Raw genomic sequence first — 15,808 nt, forward strand, 5'->3', positions numbered from 1 at the left:
ACCACCATGGCTGACCAGTCCACTCCGGAGGCCCCACCCGCGAACGGCCCGGGTTCGGGCTCCGGGTCCGGTGCGGGTTCCGGCTCCGGGCCCGGGTCCCGTACGGGTTCCGGGTCCGGGTCCGGCTCCCCGGCGGAGACCGCTGGCGCCGGGGCGGGCGCCTCGCAAGGGGGCCCCGCGGGCACCTCCGTCGGCGCCTCCCCGGGCGCTTTCTCGCGACGGCGGCTGCTCGGTACCGCCGGTGCCACCGGGCTCGCCCTCGGCGCGGCGGGCGGTGCCGCCGGATACGCGGCGGCACCCGGGGCCGAACAGACCGCACCCCTGACCTCACTTGGCGCGGACACGGTGATGTTTCACGGGAAACATCAGCCGGGGATCACCACCGCCCTCCAGTCCAGCGGCCACCTCGTCGCCTTCGACCTGGCCGCGGGCGCCGGCCGCAAGGAGGCGGCCGCCCTGCTGCGCCGCTGGTCGGAGACGGCCCGGCTGCTGATGGCCGGGAAGTCGGCCTCGCACGACGACACGGACGTGGCCCGCGACGCCGGTCCTTCGTCCCTCAGCATCACCTTCGGCTTCGGCCACGGCTTCTTCGCGCGTACGGGTCTGGAGAAGCAGCGGCCGGTCGCCCTGGACCCGCTGCCCGACTTCTCCTCCGACCATCTCGACAAGGCCCGCAGCAACGGCGACCTGTGGGTGCAGATCGGCGCCAACGACGCGCTGGTGGCCTTCCACGCACTGCGCGCGGTGCAGCGGGACGCCGGTTCCGCGGCGCGCGTGCGCTGGCAGATGAACGGCTTCAACCGTTCGCCGGGCGCCACCGCCCAGCCGCTGACCACGCGCAACCTGATGGGCCAGATCGACGGCACCCGCAATCCCAAGCCCGCCGAGTCCGACTTCGACCAGCGGATCTTCGTCCCCGCGTCCGGCGACCCGGCTTGGATGGCCCACGGCTCGTACGTCGTCGTACGCCGGATCCGGATGCTCCTGGACGACTGGGAGAAGCTCTCCTCCGGCGCCCAGGAGCAGGTCATCGGGCGGCGGAAGTCGGACGGGGCGCCGCTGACCGGCGGCAGCGAGACGACCGAACCGAAGCTGGAGAAGACCGGCTCCGACGGCCGGCTCGTCATCCCGCTCAACGCGCACTCCCGGATCACCCGGCCCGACCAGAACGGGGGCGCGGCGATGCTCCGCCGGCCGTTCTCCTTCCACGACGGCTTCGACGCGGACGGGGTACCGGACGCGGGTCTGCTGTTCATCTGCTGGCAGGCCGATCCGCTGCGCGGTTTCGTCCCCGTCCAGCGCAAGCTCGACCGGGGCGACGCCCTGTCCGAGTACATCCGGCACGAGGCCAGCGGCCTGTTCGCCGTACCCGGCGGCGCGGCCGAAGGCGAGTACGTGGGGCAGCGGCTGCTGGAGGGCTGAGCCCGGGTGTGCTCGGGGTTGAGCCTGGGGGTGCTCGTGAGCGGGAGCCGGGTGCGGGAGCCGGGATCCGGCGGCCGGGTGCGGCCGACGGTGGTGACCGTGGTCGTGGACCGTCCGGCGATCGCCCGGCTTCGCGGCCCATTAGGGTGACGGTATGTCGGCGACGCGCTACACGTACCTGGGTCCCGAGGGCACCTTCACCGAGGCCGCGCTCCGTACGCTTCCGGAGGCCGCGACCCGGGAGCTGGTTCCCATGGTGTCCGTGCCGGCGGCGCTCGACGCGGTGCGCGGTTCCCAGGCCGCGGCCGCGCTCGTCCCGATCGAGAACTCGGTCGAGGGCGGCGTCACGGCGACCCTCGACGAACTCGCCTTCGGCGAACCGCTGATGATCTACCGCGAGGTCGTCCTGCCGATCGCCTTCGCCCTGCTGGTCAGGCCCGGTACGGAGCTGACGGGCGTCAAGACCGTGACCGGGCACCCGGTCGCCCAGCCGCAGGTGCGCAACTGGCTCGCGGCCCACCTCCCGGACGCCCTGTGGGAGTCGGCCGCCTCGAACGCGGACGGTGCCCGGCTGGTCCAGGAGGGCCGGTACGACGCCGCCTTCGCGGGCGAGTTCGCGGCGGCCACGTACGGCCTGGAACCGCTGGTGACGGAGATCCACGACGCGGCGAACGCCGAGACCCGGTTCGTACTGACCGGCCGTCCGGCCCGTCCCGCCGCGCCGACCGGTGCCGACAAGACGTCCGTGGTCATCTGGCTCGGCGACGACCACCCCGGTGCGCTGCTCGAACTGCTCCAGGAGTTCGCCGCGCGCGGCGTCAACCTGATGCGCATCGAGTCCCGGCCGACCGGCGAGGGCATCGGCAACTACTGCTTCTCCGTGGACGCCGAGGGCCACATCACGGACCGCCGCGTGGGCGAGGCGCTGATGGGCCTCAAGCGCATCTGTCCCCAGGTGCGCTTCCTCGGGTCCTATCCGCGGGCCGGGGTATCGGTGTCGGACGTACGACCGCTGCGCCCCGGTACGTCCGACGGCGAGTTCTCCGCCGCCTCCGACTGGCTGGCGCGCTGCCAGGACGGACGCTTCTGACCGGCGTCGGCGCATAACCGCCGCGGTTGCCGGTATTGGTTTCGGCCGTGGCCGAAGCCGGTCCTACCAGCCGATTGTCTTCATCCACAGAAGTTATCCACAGGCGAGCTTCTCGACCTGGGGACAAGTCGACAGCGAAGGGTGACATCGTCGACAAATCCATCTACGGAGCCCAACTCCTTCCACAGCCCCGCAGGTCACCCCTCGTCCACCCTTTTCCTTTGATCAATCCTTTGGAGCGAACGCTTTCCACTCGAAAGTGGAGGCAAAGCGGGTTTGTCCCGGGATACCTTCGTCCGGCATGCGGCTTTCGGAATGATCACTTCCGAAGTCCACAGATCAACCGCACAGCCTGTGGATAACTCCGCGAGGGCGTGGATTCCTGTGGACAACACCACCGCCAAGTCCCGCTCTCCACAAGGGGATCCGGTCAATCCGCCGACACCGCTCTGCCCCGTTTCAGGGATGCGTGCCCCTTTTATTGACGCGGATTACCCGCGGATTGCCCGCGGATTGCCGTCGATCCACCATTTCACCCAAATCGTGACAGAACCGGCGGACCGGAATATCGAGTCGTGAGCCCGAAGTGCGCACCGGTAGCCTTGCAGGGTGATTGACCTTCGCCTGCTCCGTGAGGACCCCGACCGTGTGCGTGCGTCGCAGCGCGCCCGTGGAGAGGACGTCGCGCTCGTCGACTCCCTTCTCTCCGCCGACGAGCGGCGCAGGTCGTCCGGCGTCCGCTTCGACGAGCTCCGTTCCGAGCAGAAGGCGCTCGGCAAGCTCATCCCCAAGGCCTCCGGTGACGAGAAGGCCGAGCTGCTGAAGAAGGCCGGTGAGCTCGCCGCCGCCGTCAAGGCCGCCGACGCCGAGCAGGACGAGGCCGACGCGGAGACCAAGCGTCTCCTCCTCCAGCTCGGCAACATCGTGCACCCGGACGTGCCCGTCGGCGGCGAGGAGGACTTCGTCGTCCTGGAGACGCACGGCACGATCCGCGACTTCGGCGCCGAGGGCTTCGAGCCCAAGGACCACCTGGAGCTCGGCCAGGCACTCGGCGCCATCGACGTCGAGCGCGCCGCCAAGGTCTCCGGCTCTCGGTTCTACTACCTGACGGGCATCGGCGCGCTCCTGGAGCTGGCGCTGGTGAACGCGGCGATCGCCCAGGCCACCGAGGCCGGCTTCACGCCGATGCTGACCCCGGCCCTGGTCCGCCCGCAGGCCATGGAGGGCACCGGCTTCCTCGGCCAGGCCGCGGAGAACGTGTACTACCTGGAGAAGGACGACCTCTACCTGGTGGGCACCTCCGAGGTCCCGCTCGCCGGGTACCACATGGACGAGATCCTCGACGCCGACAAGCTGCCGCAGCGGTACGCCGGATTCTCGCCGTGCTACCGCCGCGAGGCCGGCACCTACGGCAAGGACACCCGCGGCATCTTCCGGGTGCACCAGTTCGACAAGGTCGAGATGTTCTCGTACGTCGCGCCCGAGGACGCCGAGAGCGAGCACCAGCGGCTCCTGGACTGGGAGAAGCAGTGGCTGAGCGGCCTGGAGCTGCCCTTCCAGGTGATCGACGTCGCCAGCGGTGACCTGGGCGCCTCGGCCTCGCGCAAGTTCGACTGCGAGGCGTGGATCCCCACCCAGGGCAAGTACCGCGAGCTGACCTCGGCGTCGAACTGCGACAGCTTCCAGGCCCGCCGCCTGTCCATCCGGATGCGCGACGGCAAGAAGGTGCAGCCGCTGGCGACGCTGAACGGCACGCTGTGCGCCGTACCGCGCACCATCGTGGCGATCCTGGAGAACCACCAGCTCGCCGACGGTTCGGTGCGGGTGCCCGAGGTGCTCCGCCCCTACCTCGGCGGACGCGAGCTCCTGGAGCCGGTCGCCAAGTGACCGGTACCTCCGGGCGGTTCCCGTACCAGCTGGTCGCCACCGATCTCGACGGGACGCTGCTGCGTAACGACGACACGGTGTCCGAGCGCACCCGAGAGGCGCTGGCCGCGGTCACCGCGGCCGGCGCCGCGCACATCGTCGTCACCGGGCGCGCCGTGCCCTGGACCCGCCACATCCTCGACGAACTCGACTACGAGGGGCTCGCGGTGTGCGGCCAGGGCGCACAGGTGTACCACGCGGGGGAGCGCAGGCTGCTCACCTCGGTGACCCTGGACCGGCAGCTCGCCGGTCTGGCGCTCGCCAAGATCGAGGCGGAGGTCGGGCCGCTGCTGCTCGCCGCCAGCCGGGACGGGCTCGACGGCGAGGTGCTGATCGGCCCCGGCTACCGGGCGCAGGAGGGCCGCCTGCCCTATCTGCCGATCACGGACGCCGAGGACCTCTGGTCCGCGCCCCTGAACAAGGTGTACATACAGCATCCGACGCTCACCGACGACGAGCTCGCCGAGGCGGCCTCCCAGGCCGCGGGCGGGCTCGTCGGTGTCACGATGGCGGGCCACGGTGTCGTGGAGTTGCTCCCGCTCGGCCTGTCCAAGGCCACGGGGCTGTCTCTCGCGGCCCGGCGCCTCGGGGTGAAGGCCGCGGACACGATCGCTTTCGGCGACATGCCGAACGACATCCCCATGTTCGCCTGGTCCGCGCACGGCGTGGCCATGGCCAACGCCCACACCGAACTCAAGGCCGTCGCGGACGAGATCACGTCCTCGAACGAGGAGGACGGCATCGCGGTGGTACTGGAGCGGTTGCTGGGTTAGGGCTCTTCCGACACCTGGGAGGCCGGGACCACTGGCCCCTGGTGTCGGTGCTCTTGTCTGCGGAGGATGCGCGGATCGAACGCGCGCGGGGACGACCCCGACCACGGCTTAGCAAGCCGGTGCCTTACCTCTCGGCCAATCCTCCGGGTGGGCGGCCCGCGCACAGACGCGCGCTCGAAGCGGCCGCCCCGGGCAGCTCCCCGTGCGGGGCGGACTCGACGGAGGGTTGGCTACTCCGGAAACCGCCTCGTGCTGCCCTGCCGGGAGCTCGACGCACTGCTACTGGCGTGCATCGTCGCGCTCCTCTCCCGGATCGTGGCGCCGGCTGCGGACCGGCGGTGCGGACACCACTACTGTGCCGCCGCGCCCGCCCCGACGCCACCGAATAAAAACGGCGGCCCGGACGCGCGCCCCGTGCGGGCCGCCGCACCGGCGCCGGGCCCGGCTACCGGCGGCGGGCCCGGCTACTGGCGGCGGCGCCTGCGTCGGCGGCTCCGGCTGAAGAACCAGCCCGCGGGCGGCTCGTCGGAGCGCCAGGGCTGCGGCTCGGGTCCCCCGTCGCGCCAGCGGGCGGCGAGCATCCGGGCCCGGCCGGACGGCTCCTTCGCCCGGGCGGAGCGTATGAAGTCCTCGTCGAGCACGACGCCGTCCCAGCCGTCCCCGGCCCGCTCGCCGTCGTGTCCGTCACCGCCGTGCCCGCCGTGCCCGCCGTCACCGTGCCCGTAGTCGCCCCGCGGTTCCTCCACTGCCATCCCGGTCCTTCCGCCGGGCCCGTCCGGGCCCGTCCGCCGTCCAGTGTGCCCGTGCACCCGTGAGGCCCGTGTCAGGGCCGGGAGCGGCGGCTCACTCCTCCCCGGCCAGCGTCAGGGTGCGCAGCTTCTGTCCCGCGTACCAGGTGGCGAGGACGGTGACCACGACGAGCAGGACCGTCGCGGTCGGCAGGCCCACGTCGGAGGTGACGAGGTCCCCGCCGGTGACCTTGTGTGCCACGGCGAGCGACCACTGCTGGACGCTGAGCGTGCGCGCCCCGGACACCAGCGAACCGAACAGCGCCTCCCAGACCAGCGCGTAGACGAGGCCGAAGACCACCGCGTGCCGGGTCACCGTCCCCAGCAGCAGGAAGAGCGCCGCGTAGGCGATGGAGGCGACCAGCGCGGCCACGGTGTAGGCGACGGCGATCTGCTGGCCGTTGCCGTTGAGTATCAGGCCCGCGAGGAAGGTCGGGACGGCGGAGAACACCATGGTCACGGCGACAGCGACGATCAGCTTGGTGAAGATGATCGCCGGCCGCTTCACGGGCTTCGCGAGCAGGTAGATCACCGAGCCGTCGTCGATCTCGGGGCCGATGGCGCCCGTACCGGCGATGACGCCGATGATCGGCACCATCGTGGCCAGCGCGAATCCGCCGAGGACATCGGCCGCGACCTGGTCGTCCGCTCCGGTCAGGGCGCGCACCACCGCGGCGATCACCAGCAGCAGGACGGGCAGGGCCCCCAGAATGAGGGCCCGGCGGCGGCCGAGCAGGGCCCGGTAGGTGAGCCGGGCGACTGTGGGGTCGTACATCTTCGGCCTCCTACGCGGCGACGAGATACGAGAAGACGGATTCGAGGGACTCGTCGGAGGGCGAGACCGTCAGCAGCCGGATGCCCTGGTCGCGGGCGACCCGGGGCAGCAGCGCGGTGAACCGGCCGAAGTCGACCGCCTGGACGCGCAGCGCGCCCTCCGTGACGTCCACCTCGATACCGGCGGTCGACGGGTCGGCGATCAGCGCGGCCGCCAGGGCGCGGTCGTCGCTGGAGCGCACCAGATAGCGGTGCGGGCGGTCGGTCATCAGGCGGCGGATGCGCCGGAAGTCGCCGCTCGCCGCGTGCCGCCCGGCGACGATCACCTCGATGTGCGCGGCGAGCTGTTCGACCTCTTCGAGTATGTGCGAGGAGAACAGCACGGTGCGGCCCTCGTCGCCCATGCGCCGCAGCAGGTCCATGAGCTGCATGCGCTGGCGCGGGTCCATGCCGTTGAAGGGCTCGTCGAGCAGCAGCAGCGACGGCTCGTGGACGAGCGCGGACGCCATCTTCACGCGCTGCCGCATGCCCTTGGAGTACGTGGAGATCTTCCGGTCCTGCGCGTACTCCATCTCGACCGTGGCGAGCGCCCGCTGGGCCGCCTTCCTGCCCAGGCCGTGCAACTCGGCGTTGGCGACGACGAATTCGCGCCCCGTGAGGAAGTCGTACATCGCCTCCCGCTCGGGGACGATGCCGATGTGCTTGTAGATCTCCTCGTTGCGCCAGACCGGGCGGCCGTCGAGGGTGACGGAGCCGGTGGAGGGTGCCAGGAAGCCGCCCATCATGTTGATCAGGGTGGACTTGCCCGCGCCGTTCGGGCCGAGCAGTCCGGTGACGCCGGGGCCGATCGTCATCGTGATGTCGTTGACCGCCACCACGTTGCCGAACCAGCGCGAGACGTGGTCGATGTCGAGGGTGGTCACAGTCCGACCTTCCGGTAGCGGCGCATCAGCAGGCCGTAGCAGCCGGCGATGAGACCGAGGACGACGACGAGGAAGACGACTCCCTGGGCGGACGTGGGTCCTTCCCCTCCGGGGAAGGAGGAGGACCCGCCGAGGAAGGCGGTCTGCACGCCGTCGATGAGCGTGATCGGCGAGAAGAGACCGATCCAGGGGACCGCGGCACCGCTGGACTGCACGTCCGCGATGGCCTGGAGGGTGGAGACGGCGCCGTAGGAGATGGTCAGTACGGCGATGACGGCCGCTATGCCGAAGCCTCGGCGCGGGGTGACCGCGGAGATCACCAGGCCGATGCCGGCGAAGAGCAGGGAGAGCAGTGCCACGGAGACCAGCCCTTGGGCGAATCCTGTCGTCTGATCGGTGAAGTCGAGCTTGGCGAGGAGGGAGCCGATGTAGAGCACGAGCAGCGGCGCGGCCGTCAGCACGAACAGCGCCGAGGCGAGGGCCGCGTACTTGGCCCGCACGTAGTCGGAGGCCTCGACGGGGCGCGAGAAGTACAGCGGTACGGTCTTGAAGCGCAGGTCGCGCGAGACGGACTGGGGCGCCTGGGAGGCGACGTAGAGGCCGATGACGGCCTGCATGACGATCGCGTACCGCGTGTAGTCCAGGGGCAGGTCCTTGGCCTTGGTGACGACCGTGACGGCCACCATGATGGCGGCGGGCAGGCACATCACCACGAAGAGCAGCATCGGCAGCACCTTGGACTTCACCGAGCGGCCCAGTCCGTACGCGCCGCGCAGGGACTGCGAGTACAGCGAGCGGCGGGCGTAGCTCCGGCCGAGACGCGGGCCGTCGTAGCCGCGGTAGCCGATGTTGTGGATCCGGGTCTGCTCGCCGCCGGGGGCGAGGGGCTGTTCAACCGCCATGGCCGACCGCCTCCTTCCGCTGCTCGTCGCGCCCGCCGTGTTCGTCACGATCACCGCGATCACCGCGTTCGTCGTGCTCCTTGAAGACCTCCGCGATGCGGTGTCTGCGCTGTTCCATGCGGACCAGGCCGAGGCCGAGGCCGGCGACGACGTCGCGCACGATGTCGTACGTCTCCTCGCTCTCGGCGGTGAGCAGCAGGACGTGACCGGCACCGGGCAGCCCGCTGCCGTCGTGGGTGTCCACCCCGCGCGCGTGGAGCGCGTCGCGGACCGCGCGGGTGCCGTCCGGGTGCTCGTCGGTGTCGGTGACCTCGACCGCCAGGGTCGTCGTGATCTGCGTGAAGTCCGTGGTGGAGCTGGACCGCAGCAGCTTGCCGCCGTCGATCACGACGACGTGGTCGCAGGTCCGCTCCAGCTCGCCCAGCAGGTGCGAGGTCACGAGGACGGAGATGCCGAAGTCGGTGTGGATGCGGCGGATCAGGCCGAGCATCTCGTCGCGGCCCACCGGGTCGAGGCCGTTGGTCGGCTCGTCCAGGAAGACCAGCTGCGGGTCGTGCACCAGGGCCTGCGCGAGCTTGACGCGCTGCTTCATGCCGGTCGAGTAGCCGCCGATGGGGCGGTAGCGCTCCTCGTACAGGCCGACGTGGCGCAGGGTGTCCGCGGTGCGCTCGCGGGCGGCGGTCGGCGGGAGTCCGGACATGCGCGCCATGTGGACGACGAACTCGGTGGCCGAGACGTCGGGCGGCAGACAGTCGTGCTCGGGCATGTACCCCACGCGCTCGCGGATGGCGCCGCCCTTGGTGGCGACGTCGAGTCCGAGCACTTCGGCGCGGCCCTCGGTGGCGGGGGACAGACCCAGCAGGATCTTGATCAGTGTGGACTTGCCGGCGCCGTTGGCTCCGACGAGTCCGGTGACACCGGGCCCGACGTCCACGGAGAGCCGGTCAAGCGCGGTCACCTTGGGGAACCGCTTGCTCAGGCTTTCGGTCGCGATCACAGTCACACTTCGAAAGTAGTGGCGCAGGCCACACCGGTCGTCACCCCACGGAGCTGCATCGGTGTCAGACCTCAGACGTACGGGCCCGTAGGGGTCCCCTCCTCAGGTACTCCACCCGCCAAGCGGTCACCCGGAACGGTCACCGGGTTGTCCACACCGGCCCGGCCGTCCACAGGCGCGCACCCCCCTATTGACGCTGCGTCTCATTGATTGCCACATTCGTCGGTGTCACGTTACGGACACGTAGCGCACAGTCGGCGAGCGGTGTTGGGCGGAGGACGTGTGAGGACAGGGCTGGAAGCCGCGCGGGAGCGCTGGGTGCGGACGGGCGGGGTCGAGCTGTGCGTCGCCGAGCTGGGCGACGCGTCCCGGCCGACCGTCGTGCTGGTGCACGGCTATCCCGACTCCAAGGAGGTCTGGTCCGAGGTCGCGAGCCGCCTCGCCGACCGCTTCCACGTGGTCCTCTACGACGTCCGCGGGCATGGCAGATCGTCGGCGCCGCGGCCGCTGCGCGGCGGGTTCACGCTGGAGAAGCTGACGGACGACTTCCTGGCGGTCGCGGACGCGGTCAGCCCGGACGAGCCGGTGCACCTGGTGGGCCACGACTGGGGCTCGGTGCAGTCCTGGGAGTTCGTCACGGTCGAGCGCACCAAGGGCCGTATCGCCTCCTTCACCTCCATGTCCGGACCGTCCCTCGACCACTTCGGGCACTGGATCAAGCAGCGCGTGCGGCGCCCGACCCCGCGCCGGGTGGGCCAGCTCCTCGGCCAGGGCGCCAAGTCCTGGTACGTGTACCTGCTGCACACCCCCGTCCTGCCCGAGCTGGCCTGGCGCGGACCGCTCGGCAGACGCTGGCCCGCGATCCTGCGGCGCGTCGAGCGCACGCCCGCCGACGGCTACCCGACCCCGTCGCTGCCCCAGGACGCCGCGCACGGCGCCTGGCTGTACCGGGACAACGTGCGGCCCCGGCTGAGCAGACCGCGTCCGGACGCGTACGCCCACGCGCCCGTGCAGCTCATCACGCCCCTCGGGGACGCCTTCCTCTCGGAGCGGCTGTACGACGGACTCGAGACGTGGGCTCCGGAGCTGGTGCGGCGCACGCTCCCGGCCAGGCACTGGGTCCCGCGCACCCGCCCCGACCAACTCGCGGGGTGGATCACCGACTTCGTCACCGGCCAGGAGGGCGGGCGCACGGCGCGCCGGACCACCGTCCCGGCCGGCAGGTACGCGGACCGGTTCGGCGGGCAGCTCGTCCTGGTCACCGGCGCGGGCAGCGGCATCGGGCGGGCAACTGCCCACGCCTTCGCGGGATCCGGCGCGCGCGTGGTGGCCGTCGACCGTGACGCGGAGTCCGCGGCCCGGACCGCGGAGATGTGCCGGCTGCTCGGTGCCGCCGACGCCTGGGCGGAGACCGCGGACGTCTCCGACGAGGCGGCCATGGAGGAGCTGGCCGAGAAAGTCGCCGTCTCCTACGGGGTGGTGGACGTGCTGGTGAACAACGCGGGGATCGGGTTCGCCGGATCCTTCCTCGACACCACGGCCGAGGACTGGCGGAAGGTCCTCGACGTCAATCTGTGGGGCGTCCTGCACGGGTGCAGGCTCTTCGGCAAGCAGATGGCCGAGCGCGGTCAGGGCGGCCACATCGTCAACACCGCCTCCGCCGCCGCCTATCAGCCGTCGAAAGTGCTGCCGGCGTACTGCACGTCGAAGGCGGCGGTACTGATGCTCAGCGAGTGCCTGCGCGCTGAACTCGCGTCCCGGGCAATCGGCGTTTCGGCGATCTGCCCCGGCTTCGTCAACACGAACATCACCAGCACGGCGCGCTTCGCCGGGCTGCACACCGCCGAGGTGGTAAGACGCCGGAAAAAGGCCGTGCGCCTGTACGCGTTGCGCAACTACCCGGCGGAGAAGGTGGCGGACGCCGTGCTCCAGGCGGTGGTGCGGAACCAGGCGGTCGTCGCCGTCACACCCGAGGCACGCGGTATGCGTCTGTTGTCGCGGCTGGCACCGGGAGCGCTGCGCGGCGTTGCCCGCCTCAACCCGCCGTTCTGACAGGTGTGAGTTGGGCGTCGTCCTCTCCACGCATCGACGGCGAGGGCGGCGTTGGCCGGGGTGCGGTGAAGTCGGACTGTCAGCCTGTCAGTTCACCAACTACCTGTGGACAGCCGTTACTTGTCCACAGATTCGCCAACCAGCTTGTGGATAACCCTACTTGGTTGTGGATCAAACCTTCGGAGCAAATTCGATCGCGTGATCATCGTCTCTCCAGGCACGCTGGTGAAATGAACGAAGAGAAGAAGGAGATGGACGGGAGACGCACCGTGAAGGTGTCGAAGTACCTCGCGAAGCACCTCCGGCACCGGCCGGAGCGGATCGGGCTCACGCTCGACGAGGGCGGCTGGGTCGAGATCGACACGCTGATCGCCGCCGCCACCGCCCACGGTTTCCGCTTCAGCCGCGCGGAGCTCGACCGCGTGGTCGCCACCAACGACAAGCAGCGCTTCGCGATCGACGGCACCAGGATCCGCGCCAGCCAGGGCCACTCCGTCGATGTCGACCTCGGACTGCCCCCGTCGACCCCGCCCGCACACCTCTACCACGGCACAGTGCAGCGCAGCCTGGACGAGATCCGCGCCGAGGGCCTCAGGGCGATGAACCGGCACGACGTGCACCTGTCGGCCGACCGCGAGACCGCCACCCGCGTCGGAGCCCGCCGCGGCCGCCCGGTCGTGCTCGGCGTCGACGCCGCCGCCATGCACCGCGACGGCCACGTCTTCCACGTCAGCGCGAACGGTGTCTGGCTGACGGCCGCCGTGCCCCCGCGCTACCTGCGGTTCCCCGGACCGCGCTGATCCGCACGGCCACCGCGTCACCGCCGCCACCGCACCCGTGCCCGTGCCCCGCACGCTCCCTCCCGATCGCCCCGCGAGGCCCGTGCTGACGCGCCCCTGCGGGCCCCTACTCGCCCAACTGCGCGGCCGCCTCCGTGGCGATGCGCTCGAAGACGTCCGTGTCCACGGCGAACACCGTGTCCGGGACCGGCCAGTGGACCACGATCTCGGTGAAGCCCAGCTCCGCGTGCCGGCCCGCGAAGTCGACGAACGCGTCCACCGACTCCAGGGGGCGCGACCGGTCCGGCGTGAACCCGGTCAGCAGGATCTTCTCCACCTCGCCGGCCTCACGGCCGATCTCCGCGCACGCCTCGCCGAGCCTCGCGACCTGGCGCCGGATCGCCTCGCGGGACTGCTCCGGGGTGCCCGTCTCGTACAGCTTCGGGTCGCCGGTGGTGACCCACGCCTGCCCGTACCGCGCGGCGAGCCCGATCCCGCGCGGCCCGGTCGCGGCCACCGCGAAGGGCAGCCTGGGCCGCTGCACGCAGCCGGGGACGTTCTGCGCCCCGGTCGCCGAGTAGAAGGTCCCGTCGTACGTCACCGTGTCCTCGGTCAGCAGCCGGTCGAGCAGCGGCACGAACTCGGCGAAGCGGTCGGCCCGCTCGCCCGGGGTCCACGGCTTCTGGTCGCCGGCCAGCAGGGCCGTGGCGTCGAAGCCGGTGCCGCCCGCACCGATGCCCAGGGTGACGCGTCCGCCGGAGATGTCATCGAGCGAGATGAGGTCCTTGGCGAGGGTCACCGGGTGCCGGAAATTGGGCGAGGTGACCAGGGTGCCCAGGCGCATCCGCTCGGTGACACCCGCCGCGGCCGTCAGCGTCGGCACCGCGCCGAACCACGGCCCGTCCCGGAACGGCACGCGCCACGACAGATGGTCGTACGTGTACGCGGTGTGGAAGCCCAGCGCCTCCGCGCGCTCCCACGCGGCCCGGCTCCCCTCCTGCCACCGGCGGTACGGCAGGATCACGGTGCTCAGACGCAGACTCATGCGACAGAGCCTAGACGGGGTGCCGTGCGTGGGCGGGGGCCGGCCTCGGCAGCCCTGAGCCCGGGGCCACGGGGCTACGGGGCGTCGGCGAGGCGCAGGGCGTCCACGTGGCGCGGGGCGGTGACGGGGCCTGAGGTCGTACCGGATCTGGTGATGCAGATAACCACTCACTTGTGCGGACCTTCGCACGCACGTGCACGTATATGAGCGAGAATGACCGGGTGACCTCAGCGACTCGACGGCCCGAGACCCCGGCCTCCACCGTTCAGCCCCGGTTGATCGCCACGGATCTCGACGGCACTCTGCTGCACGACGACAAGTCCGTCTCCGCACGCACGGTCGCCGCCCTCGCCGCGGCCGAGGAGGCGGGCATCGAGGTTTTCTTCGTCACCGGACGCCCGGCCCGCTGGATGGACGTCGTCAGTGACCACGTCCACGGCCACGGCCTGGCGATCTGCGGCAACGGCGCGGCGGTGGTCGACCTGCACGGCGGCCCCGGCGCCCACCGCTTCGTCAAGATCCGCGAACTGGCGCCCCGCACCGCGCTCGACGTCGTCCAGTTGCTGCGCTCCGCGGCCCCCGGCACGGCGTGCGCCGTCGAGCGCACCTACGGCCTGCACCTCGAGCCGGAGTACCCCGCGCTGCACGCGGAGCCCCCCGAGATGATCGCGCCCGCCGAGAAGCTGCTCGCGGACGACGCCCTCGGCGCCGAACAGCCGGTGCTCAAGGTGCTCGCGTTCCACCACGCCATCGCGCCGGACGACTTCCTCACCCTGGCCCGGCTGGCCATCGGCGACCGGGCCACCGTCACCCGCTCCAGCCCCAGCGCCCTGCTGGAGATCAGCGGCCCGGGCGTCTCCAAGGCGAGCACGCTCGCGCTGTGCTGCGCCGAGCGCGGGATCTCCCACGAGGAGGTCATCGCCTTCGGGGACATGCCGAACGACGTCGAGATGCTCACCTGGGCGGGCCGCTCCTACGCGATGGGCAACGCGCACCCCGACGTGATCGCCGCCGCCTCCGGCCGTACGGCCGCCAACAACGAGGACGGTGTGGCGGTCGTCATCGAGCAGATACTCGCGGGGCGCTCCCGGAGCACCGGCGGCAGCGCCCCGAAGAACGGCTAGGGCTTCACCGGAACGACCAGGGCTCCAACGGAACCGGTGAGAGCTTCACCCCGCGTTCGGCCAGCCACGGGACCGGGTCGACGGCCGAGCCGGAGTCCGGTGTCAGCCGTACCTCGAAGTGCAGGTGCGGGCCGGTCGAGTTGCCGCTCGTGCCCGACTGGCCGAGCCACTGCCCCGCCTCGACCCGCTCCCCCTGGTCCACGGTGACGGCCGCGAGGTGCGCGTAGTGGGTGTAGTAGCCGTCCGGGTGCCGGACCACGACCTCGATGCCGAAGGGGCCACCGCACGACACCCGGGCCACGCTGCCCGCGCCGACCGCCCGCACCGGCGTACCGATCGGCACCGCGAAGTCCTGGCCGGTGTGCCGGTGCGCCCACCGCTCGCCGCCGCTGCCGAACCCGGCCGACAGCTCGAACTCCTCCACCGGCGTGACCCACGGTGCCGGGACGTCCCGCTCCGACTGGTCGAGCCGGACGGCACCGCGGCAGGAGCCCGCGGCCACCGAGGCGTCGGCCTGCCCCTGGAGCCGCGACCGTGCCTCGCCGAGCTTCGCCTCGATGATCCGCCTGGTCTCGGCGAGTTCGCCGGTCCGCCGCTCCAGCGCCCGCCACTCCGTGGCCGCCTTCTCCTCGTCCGCGACGAGCCGGTGCTCGGCGCGCCGGCTCTTGGACACGGCGTTGTCGACCGCCAGGTCCGCCCGCCACACGGCCCGCTGGCCGCGCATCAGCGCGTCCGGATCGTCCGCGAGCAGCATCTGCGCGGTGTACGGGAGCCCGCCGCCCTGCCGGTACTGGGCGCGCGCGATCCGGCCGAGGTCTCCGTGCAGCACCGCGACGTCCTGCCGTTCCCGCTTCAGAAGCGTCGCGGCCCGCCGGGCGACGATCCGCTGGACCTCGGCCTCCCGCCGGCCCTCCTCGTACTGCCGGACGGCCGCGGAGGCGTCCTCGTAGAGGCGTGCCACCCGGGCGCTGACACCGGGGTCGGCCCCGGCGTCGTCGTCCGCCGCCGAGGGTCCGGCCGCGAGGAGCGCCAGCGCGCACAGCAGTGCCGGTACGAGCAGCGGGCGGCGGCGAGGTGGGCGCATGCCGGCGATCCTGACCTGTCCGGGCACCCGCGGTCCTGTTCACGTCGTACGCATGGGGGAGCCGCCGCCCCGGACGGACCATCCGGTTCGGCCGAACAGGGGCCGTGTCCGGACGGGTTGCGCGGGTCC

The 15,808-nt window shown here is 71.6% G+C and carries 14 protein-coding genes and 1 tRNA gene; 7 read left to right on the top strand and 8 right to left on the bottom strand.

Features of this window, described 5'->3' with window-relative positions:
* Positions 1 to 6 precede the first annotated feature (6 nt).
* The 4 genes from efeB to ACFV6E_RS19015 all read left to right on the top strand — a co-directional run bounded on the left by efeB (position 7) and on the right by ACFV6E_RS19015 (position 5,211).
* The gene (efeB, locus tag ACFV6E_RS19000) at positions 7 to 1,422 is read left to right on the top strand and encodes an iron uptake transporter deferrochelatase/peroxidase subunit (RefSeq protein ID WP_385462904.1); all 1,416 of its coding nucleotides are present in this window, start codon (positions 7 to 9) and stop codon (positions 1,420 to 1,422) included.
* A 154-nt stretch (positions 1,423 to 1,576) separates the two neighbouring features.
* On the top strand, positions 1,577 to 2,512 hold the full coding sequence (gene pheA / locus ACFV6E_RS19005; RefSeq protein WP_385462908.1) for a prephenate dehydratase: 936 nt from the start codon (positions 1,577 to 1,579) through the stop codon (positions 2,510 to 2,512).
* Between the two features lie 609 nt (positions 2,513 to 3,121).
* Positions 3,122 to 4,399, top strand: a complete 1,278-nt coding sequence (gene serS / locus ACFV6E_RS19010; protein ID WP_385159922.1) for a serine--tRNA ligase — start codon at positions 3,122 to 3,124, stop codon at positions 4,397 to 4,399.
* Positions 4,396 to 5,211 carry an HAD family hydrolase gene (locus ACFV6E_RS19015; RefSeq protein WP_385159920.1) on the top strand — a complete coding sequence of 272 codons (816 nt, stop codon included), beginning with the start codon at positions 4,396 to 4,398 and terminating at the stop codon, positions 5,209 to 5,211. The genes serS and ACFV6E_RS19015 overlap by 4 nt, the downstream gene beginning before the upstream one ends.
* 60 nt (positions 5,212 to 5,271) lie before the next feature.
* Here the strand turns inward: ACFV6E_RS19015 and ACFV6E_RS19020 are convergent.
* The 6 genes from ACFV6E_RS19020 to ACFV6E_RS19045 form a co-directional block, all read right to left on the bottom strand.
* Positions 5,272 to 5,356 (bottom strand) — tRNA-Ser (locus ACFV6E_RS19020).
* A gap of 319 nt (positions 5,357 to 5,675) precedes the next feature.
* A complete protein-coding gene (locus ACFV6E_RS19025; protein WP_385159918.1) occupies positions 5,676 to 5,963 on the bottom strand; it encodes a hypothetical protein in 288 nt (95 codons plus the stop codon).
* A 91-nt stretch (positions 5,964 to 6,054) separates the two neighbouring features.
* A complete protein-coding gene (locus ACFV6E_RS19030; RefSeq protein WP_385159916.1) occupies positions 6,055 to 6,774 on the bottom strand; it encodes an ABC transporter permease in 720 nt (239 codons plus the stop codon).
* Positions 6,775 to 6,784: 10 nt separating this feature from the next.
* The gene (locus tag ACFV6E_RS19035; RefSeq protein ID WP_385462910.1) at positions 6,785 to 7,696 is read right to left on the bottom strand and encodes an ABC transporter ATP-binding protein; all 912 of its coding nucleotides are present in this window, start codon (positions 7,694 to 7,696) and stop codon (positions 6,785 to 6,787) included.
* A complete protein-coding gene (locus tag ACFV6E_RS19040; protein WP_385159912.1) occupies positions 7,693 to 8,598 on the bottom strand; it encodes an ABC transporter permease in 906 nt (301 codons plus the stop codon). Before ACFV6E_RS19040 ends, ACFV6E_RS19035 begins: the two co-directional genes overlap by 4 nt.
* On the bottom strand, positions 8,588 to 9,595 hold the full coding sequence (locus ACFV6E_RS19045) for an ABC transporter ATP-binding protein (protein ID WP_385160014.1): 1,008 nt from the start codon (positions 9,593 to 9,595) through the stop codon (positions 8,588 to 8,590). Before ACFV6E_RS19045 ends, ACFV6E_RS19040 begins: the two co-directional genes overlap by 11 nt.
* Positions 9,596 to 9,877: 282 nt before the next feature.
* On the opposite strand from ACFV6E_RS19045, the gene ACFV6E_RS19050 reads away from it, so the two are divergent.
* On the top strand, positions 9,878 to 11,647 hold the full coding sequence (locus ACFV6E_RS19050) for an SDR family oxidoreductase (RefSeq protein ID WP_385462913.1): 1,770 nt from the start codon (positions 9,878 to 9,880) through the stop codon (positions 11,645 to 11,647).
* A gap of 251 nt (positions 11,648 to 11,898) precedes the next feature.
* Entirely contained in the window at positions 11,899 to 12,447 is a 549-nt protein-coding gene (locus ACFV6E_RS19055; RefSeq protein WP_385462999.1) for an RNA 2'-phosphotransferase, read from the top strand.
* A gap of 106 nt (positions 12,448 to 12,553) precedes the next feature.
* On the opposite strand, the gene ACFV6E_RS19060 is transcribed toward ACFV6E_RS19055, so the two are convergent.
* Positions 12,554 to 13,471, bottom strand: a complete 918-nt coding sequence (locus ACFV6E_RS19060) for an LLM class flavin-dependent oxidoreductase (RefSeq protein ID WP_385159908.1) — start codon at positions 13,469 to 13,471, stop codon at positions 12,554 to 12,556.
* 203 nt (positions 13,472 to 13,674) lie between these two features.
* Between ACFV6E_RS19060 and ACFV6E_RS19065 the strand changes: the two genes are divergently transcribed.
* Entirely contained in the window at positions 13,675 to 14,595 is a 921-nt protein-coding gene (locus tag ACFV6E_RS19065; protein ID WP_385159906.1) for a Cof-type HAD-IIB family hydrolase, read from the top strand.
* A gap of 4 nt (positions 14,596 to 14,599) precedes the next feature.
* On the opposite strand, the gene ACFV6E_RS19070 is transcribed toward ACFV6E_RS19065, so the two are convergent.
* Positions 14,600 to 15,679 carry a M23 family metallopeptidase gene (locus ACFV6E_RS19070; RefSeq protein ID WP_385159904.1) on the bottom strand — a complete coding sequence of 360 codons (1,080 nt, stop codon included), beginning with the start codon at positions 15,677 to 15,679 and terminating at the stop codon, positions 14,600 to 14,602.
* Between the last annotated feature and the right edge of the window lie 129 nt (positions 15,680 to 15,808).

Origin of the sequence: Streptomyces sp. NPDC059785, assembly GCF_042732375.1 — a bacterium.
Classification (GTDB): Bacteria; Actinomycetota; Actinomycetes; order Streptomycetales; family Streptomycetaceae; genus Streptomyces.

Bases quoted from the DNA above. Each gene is read 5' to 3' on its own strand.
- ACFV6E_RS19060 (WP_385159908.1), bottom strand. From the start codon at position 13,471: ATGAGTCTGCGTCTGAGCACCGTGATCCTGCCGTACCGCCGGTGGCAG.
- ACFV6E_RS19025 (WP_385159918.1), bottom strand. From the start codon at position 5,963: ATGGCAGTGGAGGAACCGCGGGGCGACTACGGGCACGGTGACGGCGGG.
- ACFV6E_RS19070 (WP_385159904.1), bottom strand. From the start codon at position 15,679: ATGCGCCCACCTCGCCGCCGCCCGCTGCTCGTACCGGCACTGCTGTGC.
- ACFV6E_RS19040 (WP_385159912.1), bottom strand. From the start codon at position 8,598: ATGGCGGTTGAACAGCCCCTCGCCCCCGGCGGCGAGCAGACCCGGATC.
- efeB (WP_385462904.1), top strand. From the start codon at position 7: ATGGCTGACCAGTCCACTCCGGAGGCCCCACCCGCGAACGGCCCGGGT.
- ACFV6E_RS19055 (WP_385462999.1), top strand. From the start codon at position 11,899: ATGGACGGGAGACGCACCGTGAAGGTGTCGAAGTACCTCGCGAAGCAC.
- pheA (WP_385462908.1), top strand. From the start codon at position 1,577: ATGTCGGCGACGCGCTACACGTACCTGGGTCCCGAGGGCACCTTCACC.
- ACFV6E_RS19065 (WP_385159906.1), top strand. From the start codon at position 13,675: ATGAGCGAGAATGACCGGGTGACCTCAGCGACTCGACGGCCCGAGACC.
- ACFV6E_RS19030 (WP_385159916.1), bottom strand. From the start codon at position 6,774: ATGTACGACCCCACAGTCGCCCGGCTCACCTACCGGGCCCTGCTCGGC.